We start from the raw sequence: 17,452 nt of genomic DNA, 5'->3' as shown, positions 1-17,452 counted from the left end.
TCAGTTATTTTTTAACGGGATTAATTGCTCAAAAACTGAATATTCTGAGTTATGGCATCCTGATTTTTCAGGTTCTCTTTGCGTTCTTCTTTCCCTGACGTAAGGAGAGTGTTTTGCTTTTTATTCAATTTTATTATCTGGATAAAATCATTGTTTTTTGCTGCTACCACATAAGTTCCTTCCGGAGTATGGAGCAGGGCCATGTCTTTTACGTCCCCCGGTACAAAAAAGCCGCTTCTTCTGGCGGGCACAGCTTCAAATCCTCCTTTTCCATTTCCTTTAAGAAATAATCCCATCCCTGCATCTGCGCGGGGAGTCTCAATTTCGGAACTATACAAATTTCCTGCAATTAATGCATCAGGATGCCCGTCATGATCAAAATCTTCTATAAGTACCTGGTTAATGCTGGAAATTTGAGCTTCCACAGGTAATTTATGTAATTTAAAAACACCCCCTGCATTCTCTATATACAAGCTTGCAAAAGATTTCACCTGGTAATGTAATGCATCTTCTAAATATTCTTCAGTATAAATATCTTCAAGGGTGGCTTCTGAAAAGGACTGGTAATTCTTGAACTTATATTTTATTCCAGGCATTTGCTGAGAGGAACATTCCCTGCCCCTCACCGGGAATTTCTCCCCGTCATTAAAATAACTTAACACAATATCTTTTTCATTATTGTTATCGAAGTCGTAGAAGTAGATGTCAAAAGTCTCCTTTTCCTTTGCCTGATATTTATAGTTTAGGCCGAGATTGCCCGCAATAAAATCCATATCGCCATCCTGGTCAAAATCTCCCGCCTGAAGGCTAAACCACCACCCCGTGGTATCATCCAGGCCCATTTGCCGGGTAATATCTACAAAATTCCCTTCTTCGTTTTTAAAAACCTTAATAGGCATCCATTCTCCTGCAATAATAAGGTCTGTCCATCCGTCACCATCAAAATCTGTCCAGCTGGCACTGGTTACCAGGCCCAGCTTTTTAAATCCTGGAGCTGCGGTACTGGTAATATTTTCAAATTTTGGAATGCCTTTTTGGGATTTGTTCTCCAGCAGGTAGCTATCTGCGGGAGAGGGATAATTGCCTGGCACCAACCGGCCACCAACAAAAAGGTCCAGGTCTCCATCCTTATCAAAATCTTCGGCATAAACCCGGGATCCGCTGGTGATCATCTGCGGCAGGGCGGTGGAAGATTTTTTGAAATTACCATTCTCGTTTACATATAGGCGGTCCTGTAGCCTTTCTGAATCTTTATGAAACTCATTTCCCCCGCTTACCACATACAAATCCATATCTCCATCATTATCGGCATCAAATATAAGCGCCCCCAGATCTTCATATTTTTTATCATTGCTGATATCCGGGAAATCCTGTTTTTCAAATCCGTTTTCACCCTGGAAATAAATGCCTGCGGGATAGTTGGAAGCCCCACCAATGTAGAGGTCTTCCAGCCCGTCACCATTCAGATCTCCAACTGCCAGCGCGGGCCCAAACATGGAAGTTTTATGAGGCAGTAGGATTTCTTTTTCAAAATCGTTATAATAATTTTCTATATGCTTATGTTCCAATCCCATGGAATCTGCCTTAATGGTGGTAAATAAGGGAGTTCGGTGTTTGGCAGCTATATCTTCAGGAATAGTAGAATTAGCATAATCCAGTTCCATAAGTTTGTTTACCGGGACGGCCTTCAGGATTTGTATTTTTTTATCGGGCCATATTACTTTTACTTCTTTAACCGTGTTTTCCTTGCCTACCCCAAAATGTATCTTTGGTGCTATGGAAGACTGAAAGCCACGGCTAAGGGTAAGTTCCTGCATTTGGGTGTCTTTGGAAGTGGTTACATAGATCCTGGTGCCCAACCCATTAAGGTTTTGTGCCGGTCCTTTTAAATTGAAATCCAGGTAGTTATTTCCATTAACATTGTTATTTTCAAAAACAGAAGCATAATCATCTATATTATTGGTCACAATTTCCAGATCTCCGTCATTATCCAGGTCTACATAAACAGAACCATTGGAAAAGCCTTTATATGATATTCCCCATTCTTCATTGGTTCTTTCAAAAGTAAGGTCTCCCTTGTTCCGGAAAATAAAGTTATCTATTTTTTCTGAAGGAATAGCGAGGTTCTTTTGAAGCAGGCTATCCCTTTTATTAGGATCTTGCGCCAGCTTGTTGAAAAAGTCGCGGTTGTTGATTTCCCTCCTTGTACCATTGGATACAAAAACATCTTTTAGCCCGTCATTATCAAAGTCGGCAAAAAGTGGTCCCCAGCTCCAGTCTGTAGAAGATAAACCGGCAAGGCGTGAAGTGTTGCTGTATTGAGGTATGCTATCCAGTATAACTCCTGAATTGGTTTGCAGGGTATTTTGCATATACTGGTAATGAAATCCATTATTTACGGTGCTCCAAAAAATGCCTGGATTCATACTGGACATATTAGATTTGGCCCTGCGGTTATTTTTTGGGGCCATATCTACCTGCAGGATGTCCAGGAAGCCGTCATTGTTATAATCCCCAATATCTGCTCCCATTCCGTAGAAAGATGTCTGGCGGGTAGCCTGTTTTACGACTTCCTTAAAAGTACCGTCCTGGTTGTTGAGGTAAAGATAATCTGGAGTACTAAAGTCATTGGAGACATAGAGGTCTGGCCATCCATCTTCATTCAGATCGCCTACAGTGGCGCTTAAAGTAAGGCCAAAAGATCTTAATCCGGATGCATCGGTAACATTAGTATAATGCCCGCCGTCATTCCGGTATAAATGGTCTGTTTCAACCTCCTTTACATTTTCTGTTTTAAACTTATAGAATTCGTTATTGGCACTAAAAGGAGTAGGAGGATAATTAGCCACGTAAAGATCCAGGTCCCCGTCCAGATCGTAATCAAAAAAAGTAGCCTGGATGCTGTTGCCTTCATCATCAACTCCATATTCTGCTGCTTTATCTGTAAAAGTGCCATCGGTATTGTTAATGTATAAAATATTTTTTTTGGGTTTATCCATTCCTCCTACAGAACAATAAATGTCCAGGAAACCATCATTATTAACATCGGCCATGGTGACTCCGGTAAACCATCTTTTATCACCGGTAACTCCTGCCTTTTCCGTAATATCTTCAAAAGTGAGATTGCCTTTATTAAGATAAAGTTTGTTAGGCACCATATTACCCGTAAAAAAAAGATCTGCCAGGCCATCATTATTAATGTCTCCTGTTGCTACTCCTCCTCCAAGGTAGATGTAAGAATAGGTAAAGAAGTTAAGGCTGTCATTTTCTGTAACTGTGTTTTGAAAAGTGATCCCGGTAAGCTCCTTATCAAGCTGTTGGAATTGTAAGGTTTTATCCTTTTTCTCTCTGGAGCAGGAGAAAACTATGCATCCAAAGGCCAGAACTACAAAAGGGATCTTAATTCTAAAAGACATGGTAGTTGGGAATTAAATCAATGCTTTTTTAAAAGCCAACAGAGCTTATGTAAATAAACTCCGTTGGCTAAATATATAATAATTAATGATTTATAGTTCTTAATATCCCGGGTTCTGCTCCAGAACACCGCCACTAAGATCTATGGCAGGTTGTGGGATTGGGAAAAGGGCTGCCTTAGGTGTAAAGGAAGCTCCCTGTAGGTAAGAACGGGTGTCATTTTCCTGAAGGTACTCATTCAATACTTCTTCAGCTTTTCCTCTTCTTACCAGGTCAAAGAACCGGTGTCCTTCCAGTGCAGTTTCGAGCCTGTATTCAAACATCACCGCTTTCTCTGCGTATTCCTGGTCTGGAAAACCTCCGTTTTCAGAATATAAGCTAATCTCATAATTTGCAGCTGGAGTACCATCGTCATCCATCACCCAGGTCTCAGGATTTGCAGCACGAGCTCTAACCTGGTCTACCAGGTTAGCCGCCATGGTTAAATCTCCTTCTGCAGCGGCAATCTCTGCACGCCATAAAAGAATTTCTGCGTACCGGATAATGTTTGTATTGATGGAATTTATAGCTGTGTTCCAGCCAGTAAGTGAATTTACAGAACCTGCCTGGTCTGCGCTATACACAATCTTCTTTGAAACATATGGGCCACCATTACCGGGATCTCTAATCCATGCCAGACCGGGGAAATCTCCCCAACCAAGAAACGGAATTCCTTTTCTACCCACAGTCCAATCCAGCCTGGGATCTAAAGGGCCTGGCTCTTCTACAAAACTTTCATCGTCTGCAAAACCACTTGGGGAATCATCCTGTGGATCTACATTATTAATATTGGTTTCATTAAAAGTATCCAGTAAAGGTAGGCCAGATGCGCTTGTTTTATAAGCATTCACGAGATTATGCGAAGGTTGCAGGAATCCGCAACATCCACCTCCAATGGGGCTACCGTTAGGGAAATTCAGTACATCTCCCCATGCGGCATTACTACTGTTATTGCTTCCGTCATTCACAGAATTCTGAACAGCAAAAACAGATTCCACACTATTATTGGTTTCGGCGTTAAAATTGTCATGAAAATAGGTGTTTAACGCGTAAGGGCCATTATTTATAATGTCGTCAAGCAGAGGCTTGGCAGCATCATAATCTAACTGGAACATGTGCGCCTTAGCCAGATAAGCTTTGGCATTCCAGGAATTGGCTCCTCCTACCCTGGTGCTTAAAGGATCCAGGTTATCTACAGCAAATTGAAAATCTTCTTCTATTCTTGCCCATACATCTACCCCCATATTGGTGGTACTTTCGGTTGTATTTTCATCTACATAAGGAACATTTCCAAACATTTTTTTGGCCTCAAAATGATAATGCCCTCTTAAGAACCTCATTTCGCCAAGAAACTCATTGGCCTGTTCCTCGGTTAATGTCCCGGCTTCCAGCCCTCCGTTAATTGCATTTATAGCAATATTGGTACGGGAAACCCCTTCAAAAATAGAAACCCATTTGTAATCTACATAGGAATTTCTTGCCGCTGCGGCATAAGTTTCAAATGCCGTAATTTCGGACTGGTCCCCTGCATCACTGCCTTTGTAGGCATTGTCTGCGGCGACTTCGCCATACACCCAATTGGAGGCAGCTGCGCGCCAAACGTTATCATTGGCCTGGTTGCCATCCAGCATACCGTACGCTGCTATTACCTGGGTGTTAATGAACCTTGCATTTAGCGGAACATCGGAACCCGAAATTACAGATTGAATGGGTACATCTAATTCATCATTACAGGACCATAAAAGCACTGTACACATAAATAATCCAAATATTTTTTTCATAGTAAAAATTTATAATGAAACGTTTAAGCCAAGAATAACTGATCTGTCTATAGGATAAACCCCGCTGTCCAGCCCAATGGTAAGGTTGGCGTTGGTGCCCGGGGCATTTCTCAAATTAACTTCAGGATCCAACCCGGTATAATCAGTAATAGTAATCAAATTTTTTCCCTGTAAATAGAACCTCACTTTATCGGCACCAATGCTTTGTACAAGGTTATCGGGTAAAGAATATCCTATAAGGATGTTTTTTAGCCTTGCATAGGAGCCATCTTCAACATAATAGGTAGAAGGAGCCGATTCATTTAAAATGATTGCCGCATCGTTTGTTAGTTCTGGTAATCCGTTGGAATTTACATAATCTACACTCTTTCCACCCGGAAAGGTGTTAAAATCTGTAAAGAATTTAAGGAAGTTATAAATATCATTTCCCTGTGATCCCTGCACGAGCAGAGAAAAGTCAAAATTCTTATAGTCTCCGTTAAAAGTAAGGCCATAGGTAAAATCCGGATGGGGATTACCAATGAACGTGGTTTCTCCATCGTTTGCGAATTGCATTCTGCCATTTTCTATCCCGGTAAAAACCTTACCATAAAAGGAAGCCAAAGGTTGGCCGGCCATTGTTCTGTTAGGTAATTGGTCCCTTACACGATCTCCTTGTATGAAAGAATCAAGGTTATCGGGGTTAAGATATTCAACTTCATTCTTATAAGCAGAAATATTAAACCCTACACTAAAGTTGAAATCTGAATCTCCTAAACTGTCATAGGACAATGCCGCATCAAAGCCGGTGTTGTTCATCTTCCCAAGGTTCTGGGTTGTACCATTAGTTAATCCATAGATCGTTGGATCACTTGGAACAAACAATAACATATCTTCTGTATCAGCATTATAATATTCAAAGTCGAAATTTAAAGTATTGAATAAACGGGAGCTGATCCCTAAGTTTAAAGTGGTGGTTGTTTCCCATTCCAGGTCTGGATTTCCCCTGGCATTAAGCCCATAACCGGAGGCAACACTATTAATACTGGTAGGGTATGCATAATAGTCGTTGTTTGGGGAATAGGTATTTACCGTAGCTGAGGTGGAAATATTACCATTGTTAGCCACTATTCCATAACCTGCTTTCAACATAAGATCTGTAAAAACATTAGAATCTTCCATAAAGGCTTCGTTGCTAATTCTCCATCCTGCACTAAAAGAAGGGAAAACACCATCCCTGTTGTCCTTTTGAAATAAAGAGGAACTATCGTATCTAATAGTGGCACTTAACAGGTAAGTGTCGTTGTATTTGTAGTCCACTTTTCCAAAGGCAGAAAAATAAGCTGAAATATAGCCATTACCAGAACCGGAATATGCCTGTGTTCCAAGATCCAGGTATCGGATGTTTTCTACATCATCAAATAAGAATCCACCACGGTTAGCGCTAAATGCCCTGTACCACTCTTTGTGAAATTCTGTTCCCGCCAACACACTAAAGCTGTGCTCTTCAAAAATCTTATCATACGTTAGGGTATTAAACCATGTGTAGGTTCTGAAGAAGGAAGAACTTTCGGTTAAAAGGTTATCTGTGGGGGCTTCAGCTTCTAAGATTGCAGGGGCAAAATTAGTGGTATTGGTAGACTCCAGATCAAAACCAAGGTTAGACTTAAAAGTAAGGTCTTCTAGAATATCTACTTCTCCGTAAAAATTACCCAGCGCCCTAAAACTCAAAATACCATTATCTTTATTTCTGGCGGCATTGGCAATAGGGTTATCTGCATTACCCAATCCCTGTACCCATACTCCTGCAAAATTTCCTCCTACATCCCTCACCGGGATTAAAGGATGAATTCTGTAAAGGTTTGTGATGGTTCCATCATTTACATCTACCCCGGGAGGAATAGTTTGATCTGAATAGGAAAGAGTAAGATTTTCTCCAACCCTAAACCTGTCGCTCACGTCAAAGCTGGAATTGGCTCTAAGGGTATACCGGGTATAGTCTGTGGCATAACCTGTACCTTCCTGGTCTAATGCGCTTAAGGACATAAAAAAGCTGGCATTTTCAGAACCGCCGGCTGCACTCACATTAAAATTCTTGGTTGTGGCAGGATTAAAATATTCATCAAACCAGTCTGTTCCTTCAGGATTGGATCTGGTGATCCTGTTATCTGGATAACTATACAAACTTTCATCGGCAGTTTGTGCGCCCCTTGGGAAAAGATAATTTGGGATTACAGGCTCTGGCCCGCTTCCAAACTGTTGGTTGCTGGGGAAGCCGGTACCGTCATTTTCAGCAGCCTGCCAGATGGCATCTGCCAGTTGTTGCGGCGAAGCCATATCTGGAAATACAGAATCTGGAATAAAATCTATTCCTGTATAGACATTGGCATTAAAGCGCACCTTTTGATTTCTTTTGCCTCCTTTGGTGGTTATAATAATTACCCCGTTTGCAGCCCTGTTACCATAGATCGCAGCTGAGGAAGCATCTTTTAGAATTTGAACAGACTCAATGTCATTTGGGTTAATATCTGTAAGTCCTGCTCCTGTAGGGGTTCCATCTATAATATAAAGAGGATCATTCCCGTTTATTGTTCCATAACCACGAATACGTACTACAGCTCCCTGCCCCGGGCCGCCCTGGTTACCAACCACAACTCCAGAACTCTGGCCCTGTAAAGCCTCCTCTACATTTAATGGCGATACAGCTTCAAGGTTCTCTGAATCCACTACAGAAACAGAACCCGTAATATCCCTGGTACTTTGGCTGCTATAGCCTGTAACAACCACTTCACTAAGAGCAGCAGCATCTTCAGCCATTACTACATCAATTACGGCTCTTCCATTTACAGGAATCTGCTGGGTGCCAAAACCTACATAGCTAAACACCAGGATGGCATCATCCTCGGCTGAAATAGAATACTTACCGTCAAAATCTGTAGCCACACCTGTAGAAGTGCCCTGGATAAATACACTAACGCCCGGAAGCGGAGAACCGTTTTCATCGATTACGGTTCCGCTAACCTCATGTTGTATGAGCTCTTCGGGCCCATTAAATGCGTAAGATTCCGGAATGCACAAGCATACCAGAAGTGAAAAAATGATGATGCCGGCCTGTAAATATTTATTCCCGAAAGACCGGCCTGTGGGATTGATTTTAACCTTTTTGTTCATAATTTAGTTTTTAGTTAGTCCCTTTTTTTGATTAATTGGTAATGGTTGTTAATAATGCATGTGATTCTTAGATCAGTTTAAATTAGATTGTTTCGGAGCCATGTTTTTAAGCCTGCATTCCTTCTAGGTCAGTATTTATATTTTGATATGATTAACAATAGATGTTAAATTTAATTGCCTATTTCGATTGAAATATGCCCTTTATTTTAAAGACCTGCGGGTTAAATATACAATACATTTTAGATATTAATAATATTTTGGCATGTAAAATATGTGATCGTTGAAAAATTAGAGTATAATTTATAAAAATGAAATTTAGAAAGATTCCTTACGGATCGTTAATACTATTCCATCATATTTTGATAAAAATATTTCATTTGTGTTAAAATGGTGTTTTTAACAATCTGATTATTAAGTCGTAAGGATTGGGGTGAGAGGAGAATTTTATGAAATTCCTAAAATTACTTTTTCCTGCTGTTTTTTAGGATAACCAAAGCCTCATCAATTCCCTCTACTGGATATTTGCAGGTACGGTTTTGGCAAACATAGATAAGGGTTTTATCAGGAGCAAGTTTTGCTTCCAGAAGCGGTAAATTTTCTTTATTTCCACCCATAAAAACGGAAGTAGGCAGGTAATTATGCTGAAGTAAAAGATTTTTTTGAGCAGCCTCGTCTCCCATAATGGCAATTTCATAAGCGCCAAATGTTTCAATTCCCACAAGGCTTACCCATTTTGAATAGTAGGCAGGTTGTTCTATAGCCTGTCCAAACATCCTCGTAAGCATTTTGTCGCTTATTGCCAGATATTCCTGATTTTCAAAAAGGGTTCCCAAAGTAAAGAGATTATAAGCGGTTATGGCATTAGAAGAGGGCATTACCATATCTTCGGTTTCCATATTCCTGGCGACCAGCTCGTTGTTAGTTATTTCGGTATAAAAAAACATTCCGGTTTCAGGGTCGCGAAAATGAGCAATGGAATAGTCGGTTAAACTTCTTGCTTTTTCAAGCCATTTCAGCTCAAAATTAACCTGGTAAAGGTGCAGGTATGCCTTGCTTAAAAAAGCATAATCATCCAGGAACGCTTCAATTTTTGGTTGGTTGTCTTTATAGCTTCGCCAAAGACCCTGCTTCTGCTTCATCATACTGGCGTTTAAAAATTCAGCAGTCTTAATCGCTTTTTCAAGATATATTCTATTTCCCCAGGCTGTGTAGGCATCTAAATAGGCTTCTAGCATTAAAGCGTTCCAGGAGGTAAGGGACTTATGGTCTATACTGGGTTTTGTTCTATGGTTTCTCTTATTGAGGAGTTTATCTTTAGCCTTTGTGATTATTCGCTTTACCTCATCAGGATTCATGTTGTTTTCAACGGCAAATTCTTCTTCGGAATACTTGCAGTAAAGCACATTCTTTCCTTTTTCCCAGTTGCCGTAGTTTTCAATATTGAAGTATTTTAAAAACAAATCGGCTTCGGCAGAAGTTAGTGTGTTTTTAATTTCATCTGCGGTCCAAACATAAAATTTTCCTTCTTCCCCTTCGCTGTCGGCATTCAGTGATGCATAAAATCCGCCTTCACCATTAGCCAGTTCTTTTTCTACAAAATCAATGCTTTCCTCTGCTACTTTTTTAAATTCAGTATTGCCGGTAACTTTAAACGCTTTGGAATACAGGCTTATGAGCTGGGCATTGTCATAGAGCATCTTTTCAAAATGTGGATAAAGCCAGTCGGGATCTGTGGTGTAACGGGAAAATCCGCCGCCTAACTGATCGTAAATACCGCCTCTTGCCATATGTTGAAGGCTGGTCTCCACCATTTCCAGGGCTTTGGGATCCTGTGTAAGGTAATGATATTGCAAAAGTGATTCCCAGGCTGATGGCAAAGGAAATTTTTGTGAACCTTTATAACCGCCTTTCTCAGTATCCCAGGTTTTTTCCCAGTTTTCGAGAACGCCGATGTAGGCTTCTTTGGAAAAGCCAGACTTGTTAATTTCAGGATTCACAATTCCGTTATTGTTTCTTATTCCTTCAGTAAGCGCGTTAGCGGTTTTAGTAAGGTTTTCCCTGTCAATTTTATAAGCTTCAGAGATTTGGGTAAGCAGGTTCTTCCATTCATCCGGAGGGAAATAAGTGCCGGCAAAAAAAGGTTTTCCATTAGGAAGCGCAACGGCATTAAGAGGCCAGCCTCCACTGCCATTTAACAACTGCGCCGCATTCATATAAATTTTATCAATATCTGGCCTTTCCTCACGATCAATTTTTATAGAAACAAAATTCTGGTTCATAATTGCGGCCACGGTAGAATCCATAAAACTTTCTTCCTCCATAACATGGCACCAGTGGCACGCGGCATACCCAATGCTAATAATTATAGGTTTGTCTTCATTTTTTGCCTTTTCCAGGGCTTCGGGGCCCCATTCGTACCAATCTACAGGATTATCGGCATGTTCTATAAGGTATGGGCTACTGGCTTTGGCCAACCGGTTAGAAATAGGCTCTTCATCAGCTTTTTTACCTTTCCCGCAACTGCCCAGGCATAAACAAAGAAAAACGGAAAGGCTAAGGAGTTTTGAAAATTGTAAATTCATAAAGGTAGCTTTGAGAACCTGGTTTTTTTCTTCAGAATAAATATAACTATAAACACCATGTACAGGAAAAACTATTTTTCCGGAAGCTAGTTGAGGTTTCTTTTCTGAATAAAAAATCGTTTTAATAATGCCGAAGCTTCTTTTTCCATTACTCCGCTTTTTACCTGGGTTTTAGGATGTAACTGCGTGCCCATGGTCCTGTAACCGCGTTGTAAATCGTTGGCCGCATATACCAGTTTTGAAAGCTGACTCCAATAGAGCGCACCGGCACACATCTGGCAGGGCTCCAGGGTTACATACATGGTGCAATCTTTAAGATATTTGCCACCTAAAAAATTAGAGGCTGCAGTAATGGCCTGCATTTCGGCATGGGCAGTCACATCGTTTAAAATTTCGGTTAAATTATGTCCGCGGGCGATAATCTTTTCTTTAATCACTACCACTACCCCCACTGGAATTTCCCCTTTTTCAAATGCGATATGGGCCTCATCCAGAGCCTTCTTCATAAAATAATTGTCATCAAAAGGAGTAAGCATGCTTAACTTTTTAAATTCTTCCACAAGGTAAATATTATTGAGTAACCTTTTAAGTTTGTTTTTTCAATATTCATAAGCATAAATTTCAGCACTTAAAAATCTGCTTCTATCTTTACGCTCTAAATGATTTCTTGCTGAAGAAAGGCAAAAATCTGGACCAGTGTCAAAAAATGGAAAATCATCTTCTTCATACAATCAATTCGCCTGCAGATTTACGGAAGCTTTCTCCGGAAGATTTAAAAATTCTGGCCGGAGAGTTAAGAAAGTTCATTATTGATATTGTGGCTACCAAAGAAGGGCATCTTGGTGCCAGTCTTGGGGTGGTGGAACTTACTATTGCCCTGCATTATGTTTTTAATACGCCTGAAGATTTGCTGGTTTGGGATGTGGGGCATCAGGCTTACGGGCATAAGATCCTCACAGGCCGAAGGGATATCTTTGAAACCAATCGGCAGCTTCACGGGATAAGCGGCTTTCCAAAAAGGACTGAGAGTATTTACGACAGTTTTGGAACGGGACACTCTTCCACTTCGGTCTCGGCAGCACTGGGTATGGCGATAGCTTCCAGGCTTAAAGGCGAAACCAGTAGGCAACATATTGCGGTAATTGGCGATGCCTCCATTGCCAGCGGAATGGCTTTTGAAGGCCTTAACCATGCCGGGGTTTCCAAAGCGAATCTGCTTGTGGTGCTTAATGATAATGCCATTGGAATAGACCCCAGTGTAGGGGCACTGAAACAATATCTTACCAAGGCAAAAGTGGGATATAAACCTGCTGAAGATAATATTATTGAGGCATTAAATTTTAATTATTTTGGGCCGGTAGATGGCCATGATATCCATTCCCTGATAAAGGTTTTTAAAGAACTTAAAGAAATTCCGGGTCCTAAATTTCTCCATGTAATCACAACAAAAGGGAAAGGACTGAAGAAGGCTGAAGAAGACCAGGTAAAATATCATGCTCCCGGAAAATTTAAACCGGATACGGGCGAGCTGCTTAATTACGATACCAAAGGTTTGCCTTTAAAATACCAGGATGTTTTTGGATTGACTTTGGTGGAGCTGGCGAAGCAGAATGAGAAAATTATAGGGATTACCCCGGCAATGCCCACGGGAAGTTCCCTTAAATTTATGATGGAAGCTTTCCCGGAAAGGGCTTTTGATGTGGGTATTGCAGAGCAGCATGCCGTAAGCCTTTCAGCAGGTATGGCTACGCAGGGATTTATAGTTTTTTGTGCGATTTACAGTACTTTCCTGCAGCGCGCCTACGATCAGTTGATCCATGATGTGGCGCTGCAGGATTTACCGGTTATTTTTTGTATTGACCGGGCGGGGCTGGTTGGCGAAGATGGTGCCACACATCATGGAGTGTTTGATCTTCCATACCTGCGCTGTATTCCCAACATGATAGTCGCGGCGCCTTCAAATGAGATCCAGTTGCGAAATTTGTTATTTACGGCGCAGCTTCAGCCTGGGCATCCGCTTGCTATACGTTATCCCCGAGGCAGGGGGATAATGGCAGAATGGCGATTGCCTTTTAAGCAGATGCCAATCGGGAAAGGGCTATGCCTGCGCAAAGGTTCGGAAATTGCGGTTTTAAGTATAGGAAAAATGACAGAGAATGCTTCCGAAGCAATTTCAGCAATAGCCGAAAAAGAAAAAATTGGCCATTATGATATGATCTTTGTAAAACCGCTCGATAAAGTTATGCTTCAGAACATTTTTTCAGGCTATAGAGGAATAGTTACTGTGGAAGATGGAGCGGTCACCGGAGGATTTGGAACTGCCATACTGGAATATGCTTCAGAAAAAAATTTTAGCGGCCAGATGATTAATCTTGGAATCCCCGACGAATTTATTGAACATGGAAATGTGGCAGCGTTACAAGAAATTGCCGGAATAAGCGTTGAAAATATACGCGGTGTTTTAGAGGCACTGCTTTAAAATTTATATTTTTGCAATTCCGAGAATTTAAATAAAATGAAAATCAGCTTAATGGGCCTTTTTCTTGGCCTTATTTCCCTTAATACCTATGCATTAGAATTTCCTCATCTAAAGGTTACAGATACCACAGAGGTTAGCGACAGTATTGCTGTAAAGGATAGCACCGCAACCAACGTAGCTACTTATTGGGATGAAGAAAATGCTGTGGGACTGGATTTTAGCGAAGTGGCATTTGTAAACTGGAACAGCGGGGGGAATAATTCTATTTCGGCTTTAATACATGGTAATTTTGAAAGGAATTACAAAAAAGCGCTTACCAAGTGGAGCAATTCTGCGGTAATACGCTATGGATTAAACGCACAGGAGGGGCGCGAAATTAGAAAAACGGAAGATGAGCTCCTGTTAAGTTCTACTGTTGGATACCGGCCGGATTCCACTTCTAACTGGTTCTATTCTGCAAAGCTCGATTTTAACACCCAGTTTTCGAATGGCTATAAATATCCGGAGAAGGCTTATCCCATATCCAAATTTATGGCACCGGCATACCTGTTCCTGGGGATTGGTGCCGAATATTCTCATCCTGAAGAAAAATTAACCGTGTATGTGTCACCCGTTACTCAAAAATCGACCTTTGTACTGGACCAGCGCCTTGCCAATGAAGGAATGTTTGGCGTGACGCCGGCGGTAAGAGATGAAGACGGAAAGATTGTGGAGGAAGGCGAAATGGTTAGGACCGAATTTGGTTTTTTGCTTACGAGTAATTTTGAAAAGGAGGTTTTTGAAAATATAAACGTGAAAAACAGGCTCAGCCTTTATTCAGATTACTTGAATAATTTTGGAAATATTGATGTGGACTGGCAGTTAAATGTGAACCTAAAGGTTAATGATTTTGTTAAAGCCAGTATTGGTTCTCATTTGCGGTATGACGATGATGTAAAATACAAAGAAGATGTGGATGGGGACGGGGATCTGGAAACTTTTGGCCCCCGAGTCCAATTTAAACAAACCCTGGGAGTAGGGGTGGTTTATGAATTCTAGGGTATTTTATCTCCAGACTTTCCAGACATCTTTTTTATTCTGAATTTAAAAAAATTCCCTTTTGCTTCTACCGCAATAGCAGCACGATGGCTGCTAAGGATTGATTTGCAGATCTATGTAGGAGGAGCAGGTAATCGGGATTAGTATCGCTTTGGTCTAAAATTTTCTATATCCTCCTTCATTCTTATAAAAATTATCTAATTTTTATTCATTTAAGAGATAATTTTCACAAAAGCATACTTCCTTTTAAATGAATTATACCTTTCTTTTTAATTCGGTTAATGCTCAAAATTTTTATACAGGTTATGAAAAATAAGCATATTGAAACCGTAAGGGGCATTGCGATATTATTGGTTGTCTTATTTCATGTTTGCCAGTATTTACGATTAGAACAGGCTTCTGTTTTAAGGCAGTTCCACATTCCGTTTGATTATTTAAGGATGCCGCTTTTTACCGTTATAAGTGGTTTTGTGTATTCTCTGCGGCCTGTTCAAAAAAATAATTGGCGATTATTTCTGGCAAAGAAAATCAGAAGAATTTTAATCCCTGGAATAACCTGGGCTGCCACCTTTTTTGCTGCTTCGGGATATTTTTATAGTTACCTTAACTGGCATCTTCTTCCGGAAGCGCTTTACCGGCCTTACTTTCAATTCTGGTTTCTACATGCCTTACTAGTGGTATTTGTTTTAGTAATGCTTTTTGAAATCCTGCAGTGTATTAAGAATGTGGTATGCTGGACAATTACTTTTTGCCTTTCCCTTCTTGTATCGACTTTTTTTGTACATGTATGGCCTAAAAATACCACCTTACCTTTAGTAAATGAGAGTTTCTTCAGCTGGACAGGGGCATTATACCTGTTACCGTTTTTTTTACTCGGTATTGGGATCCAAAGATTTTTTTATCTGAAGTTGAAACAGGCCCAGATAAATGTTCTTTTGCTTCTTTTCCTGGCTGGGGCATTGGTTAGGGAGTATAAGGTTTATCAGGGTATTCATAGCAGTTTTTTCTTTAGGGATGGAGGTGTAGGAATGCTAATGGGAGTGGCAAGTACTTTTTTTATTATGAATATAAAAATAAGAAACCCACCACTGGCTATAATAGGAAAATTTGCATACCCCATCTTTTTAATGCATATCCTGGTACAGGTGTGTATAGATGAGTTCTTTAAGGCAATGGAAGTCCAGGCTGGAGGTTTTATGTTCCCGGTGTTACTTACAGGAAGTTTATTTTTGCCTGTTATTTTTGCCCATTTATTTGACCAGACGCTTTTTACCAGGCTTCTTTTTTTAGGCAGGCGCAGGAAAGAGCTAAAAATCCTTAAAAGATCCCCGGTTTGGTGTAATGTACTTAAAGCGCATGAGCAAAAAGTTCCTTAGATTTTAAGACCGTTGTATTTCTCAAATGAAGATACGGTGAAACCGTCGGTAAGGGAAGCGGTATAAGAGCAAATTTGAAGCAGCGACTCGTAGGTGGTCTGTTCTTCGGGAATCTGCAATTTTGGAACAGAGTTTCTAACCAGCTTGCTGTAGTTGGATTCCTTAGAAGGATGTTCAGGAAGGAAGGAGTTGGTATAAGTATCCAGTAAAAGGGAAAGCATTTTATAACCGGCAATTTCTTTGCTAATCACCTCTTCGCTCTGGTAAATTTTCTCCACGCTTATTTTAATAATATCCTTAATCTGGGCTTCAAAACTGCTGTTATCAAACAAAGAGCTGTGAAATTCTCCCGCAAGAATAGCTTTTTCATTGGCAAGAAAGATCTCCACGGCTTCGGTAATGAGGGTATTTATGGCCAGGGCGCGCAGGTAGCTCAACCGGTCTGCCGTAGAGGTAAGGCTGTGATATTTGGAGGTATTGATGCTGTTTTTTACCAGTTTTATAAGATATTCTAAGGCATATTCCTCATCAATCAGCCCAAGGTTAATACCGTCTTCAAAATCGATGATAGTATAGCAGATATCGTCTGCGGCTTCAACTAAAAATGCCAGGGGGTGGCGAGCAAAACTTAAATTTTCCCCGCTTCTTGTTTGTTTTAGCCCTAGTTCCTCTGCCACATTCAAAAAAGTCTCTTTTTCTGTCTGAAAAAAACCGAATTTTTTATCCCCGATGTTTGTTGTGGGTTTATGCGGAAGGGACCCTTTGGGATATTTCATAAAAGCACCAAGGGTGGCATAAGAAAGCCGCAATCCGCCGTTGATGCCGGGACGGTTTTCTGTAAGTATCCTGAAGCCATTGGCATTGCCTTCAAATTTTATCAAATCCTGGTATTCTGAAGGTTTTAACTGATCCTTAAAACGGCTGCCGTTGCCATGACTAAAATATTCTCCAATGGCTTTCTCACCGGAATGCCCAAAGGGCGGGTTCCCAATATCGTGGGCCAGGGCTGCGGCGGCTACTATGGCACCAAAATCGTTCATCTGGTAACCATGAATATTGGAGAGATGCGGGTGTTTTTCCAGGATTTTCTGCCCGGCCAGCCTGCCCAGGGATCTTCCCACCACCGACACCTCAAGGCTGTGGGTTAAGCGGGTATGTACAAAATCTGTCCTGGAAAGCGGAATCACCTGGGTTTTATCCTGAAGACTGCGAAAGGCGGAAGAAAATATTACCCTGTCATAATCTACTTCAAAACCAAGCCGGGTTTCATTTTGTTCTTTTCTTAATCTTTTATGCGTGTCTCCAGATCTTTTTAAAGATAAAAGTTGTTCCCAGTTCATACTTAGTTTCTGGTATAGCGTTAGCAGTGAGTTTTTCGAAACCAAAAATAGTAAAATCAAAGTGACCCTGCCTTAATTTTTCCCGCAGATTCTACCCATTTCCGTAAATTGAGTTCCCGAGAGCAAATAATTTTTCTGCGTTTCTCTGCGATTTTTGCGGGAAAATTCTTCATTGCTTTTTCCCGCAGATCCCGCTAATTTTCGCAGATTGAGTTTCTGAAATAAATATTTTTCTGCGGTTCCCTGCGTTTTC

At 40.8% G+C, this 17,452-nt stretch carries 9 protein-coding genes; 3 read left to right on the top strand and 6 right to left on the bottom strand.

All coding sequences use genetic code 11. The features are described 5' to 3' along the window. Nucleotides 1-20 precede the first annotated feature (20 nt). The 5 genes from AB8M93_RS16155 to AB8M93_RS16135 all read right to left on the bottom strand — a co-directional run bounded on the left by AB8M93_RS16155 (nt 21) and on the right by AB8M93_RS16135 (nt 11,502). Nucleotides 21-3,416, bottom strand: a complete 3,396-nt coding sequence (locus AB8M93_RS16155) for a VCBS repeat-containing protein (protein WP_373059576.1) — start codon at nt 3,414-3,416, stop codon at nt 21-23. Nucleotides 3,417-3,515: 99 nt separating this feature from the next. Further along, nucleotides 3,516-5,234, bottom strand: a complete 1,719-nt coding sequence (locus AB8M93_RS16150) for a RagB/SusD family nutrient uptake outer membrane protein (RefSeq protein WP_373059574.1) — start codon at nt 5,232-5,234, stop codon at nt 3,516-3,518. 9 nt (nt 5,235-5,243) lie between these two features. Then, nucleotides 5,244-8,384 (bottom strand): SusC/RagA family TonB-linked outer membrane protein, encoded by a 3,141-nt coding sequence (locus tag AB8M93_RS16145; RefSeq protein ID WP_373059572.1) that lies wholly within the window; start codon nt 8,382-8,384, stop codon nt 5,244-5,246. A gap of 461 nt (nt 8,385-8,845) precedes the next feature. Then, nucleotides 8,846-10,966 carry a thioredoxin domain-containing protein gene (locus tag AB8M93_RS16140; protein ID WP_373059570.1) on the bottom strand — a complete coding sequence of 707 codons (2,121 nt, stop codon included), beginning with the start codon at nt 10,964-10,966 and terminating at the stop codon, nt 8,846-8,848. Nucleotides 10,967-11,052: 86 nt separating this feature from the next. Continuing rightward, complete coding sequence (locus tag AB8M93_RS16135) at nt 11,053-11,502, bottom strand: nucleoside deaminase (RefSeq protein ID WP_373059640.1); 450 nt, start codon at nt 11,500-11,502, stop codon at nt 11,053-11,055. Between the two features lie 170 nt (nt 11,503-11,672). Between AB8M93_RS16135 and AB8M93_RS16130 the strand changes: the two genes are divergently transcribed. The 3 genes from AB8M93_RS16130 (at nt 11,673) to AB8M93_RS16120 (ending at nt 15,859) form a co-directional block, all read left to right on the top strand. Beyond that, complete coding sequence (locus AB8M93_RS16130; protein ID WP_373059568.1) at nt 11,673-13,445, top strand: 1-deoxy-D-xylulose-5-phosphate synthase; 1,773 nt, start codon at nt 11,673-11,675, stop codon at nt 13,443-13,445. Nucleotides 13,446-13,481: 36 nt separating this feature from the next. Further along, nucleotides 13,482-14,483 (top strand): DUF3078 domain-containing protein, encoded by a 1,002-nt coding sequence (locus AB8M93_RS16125; RefSeq protein WP_373059566.1) that lies wholly within the window; start codon nt 13,482-13,484, stop codon nt 14,481-14,483. Between the two features lie 305 nt (nt 14,484-14,788). After that, nucleotides 14,789-15,859 (top strand): acyltransferase family protein, encoded by a 1,071-nt coding sequence (locus tag AB8M93_RS16120; RefSeq protein ID WP_373059564.1) that lies wholly within the window; start codon nt 14,789-14,791, stop codon nt 15,857-15,859. On the opposite strand, the gene dgt is transcribed toward AB8M93_RS16120, so the two are convergent. Continuing rightward, nucleotides 15,856-17,199 (bottom strand): dGTP triphosphohydrolase, encoded by a 1,344-nt coding sequence (gene dgt / locus AB8M93_RS16115; RefSeq protein ID WP_373059562.1) that lies wholly within the window; start codon nt 17,197-17,199, stop codon nt 15,856-15,858. The genes AB8M93_RS16120 and dgt overlap by 4 nt on opposite strands. Nucleotides 17,200-17,452 lie beyond the last annotated feature (253 nt).

This window comes from Autumnicola aciditolerans, from assembly GCF_041679265.1.
GTDB lineage: Bacteria > Bacteroidota > Bacteroidia > Flavobacteriales > Flavobacteriaceae > Autumnicola.
The sequence above is the reverse complement of the archived record's forward strand: the minus strand, read 5'-3'. Positions and strand labels throughout refer to the sequence as shown.

Bases quoted from the DNA above. Each gene is read 5' to 3' on its own strand.
- dgt (WP_373059562.1), bottom strand. From the start codon at position 17,199: ATGAACTGGGAACAACTTTTATCTTTAAAAAGATCTGGAGACACGCAT.
- AB8M93_RS16150 (WP_373059574.1), bottom strand. From the start codon at position 5,234: ATGAAAAAAATATTTGGATTATTTATGTGTACAGTGCTTTTATGGTCC.
- AB8M93_RS16125 (WP_373059566.1), top strand. From the start codon at position 13,482: ATGAAAATCAGCTTAATGGGCCTTTTTCTTGGCCTTATTTCCCTTAAT.
- AB8M93_RS16145 (WP_373059572.1), bottom strand. From the start codon at position 8,384: ATGAACAAAAAGGTTAAAATCAATCCCACAGGCCGGTCTTTCGGGAAT.
- AB8M93_RS16155 (WP_373059576.1), bottom strand. From the start codon at position 3,416: ATGTCTTTTAGAATTAAGATCCCTTTTGTAGTTCTGGCCTTTGGATGC.
- AB8M93_RS16135 (WP_373059640.1), bottom strand. From the start codon at position 11,502: ATGCTTACTCCTTTTGATGACAATTATTTTATGAAGAAGGCTCTGGAT.
- AB8M93_RS16130 (WP_373059568.1), top strand. From the start codon at position 11,673: ATGGAAAATCATCTTCTTCATACAATCAATTCGCCTGCAGATTTACGG.
- AB8M93_RS16140 (WP_373059570.1), bottom strand. From the start codon at position 10,966: ATGAATTTACAATTTTCAAAACTCCTTAGCCTTTCCGTTTTTCTTTGT.
- AB8M93_RS16120 (WP_373059564.1), top strand. From the start codon at position 14,789: ATGAAAAATAAGCATATTGAAACCGTAAGGGGCATTGCGATATTATTG.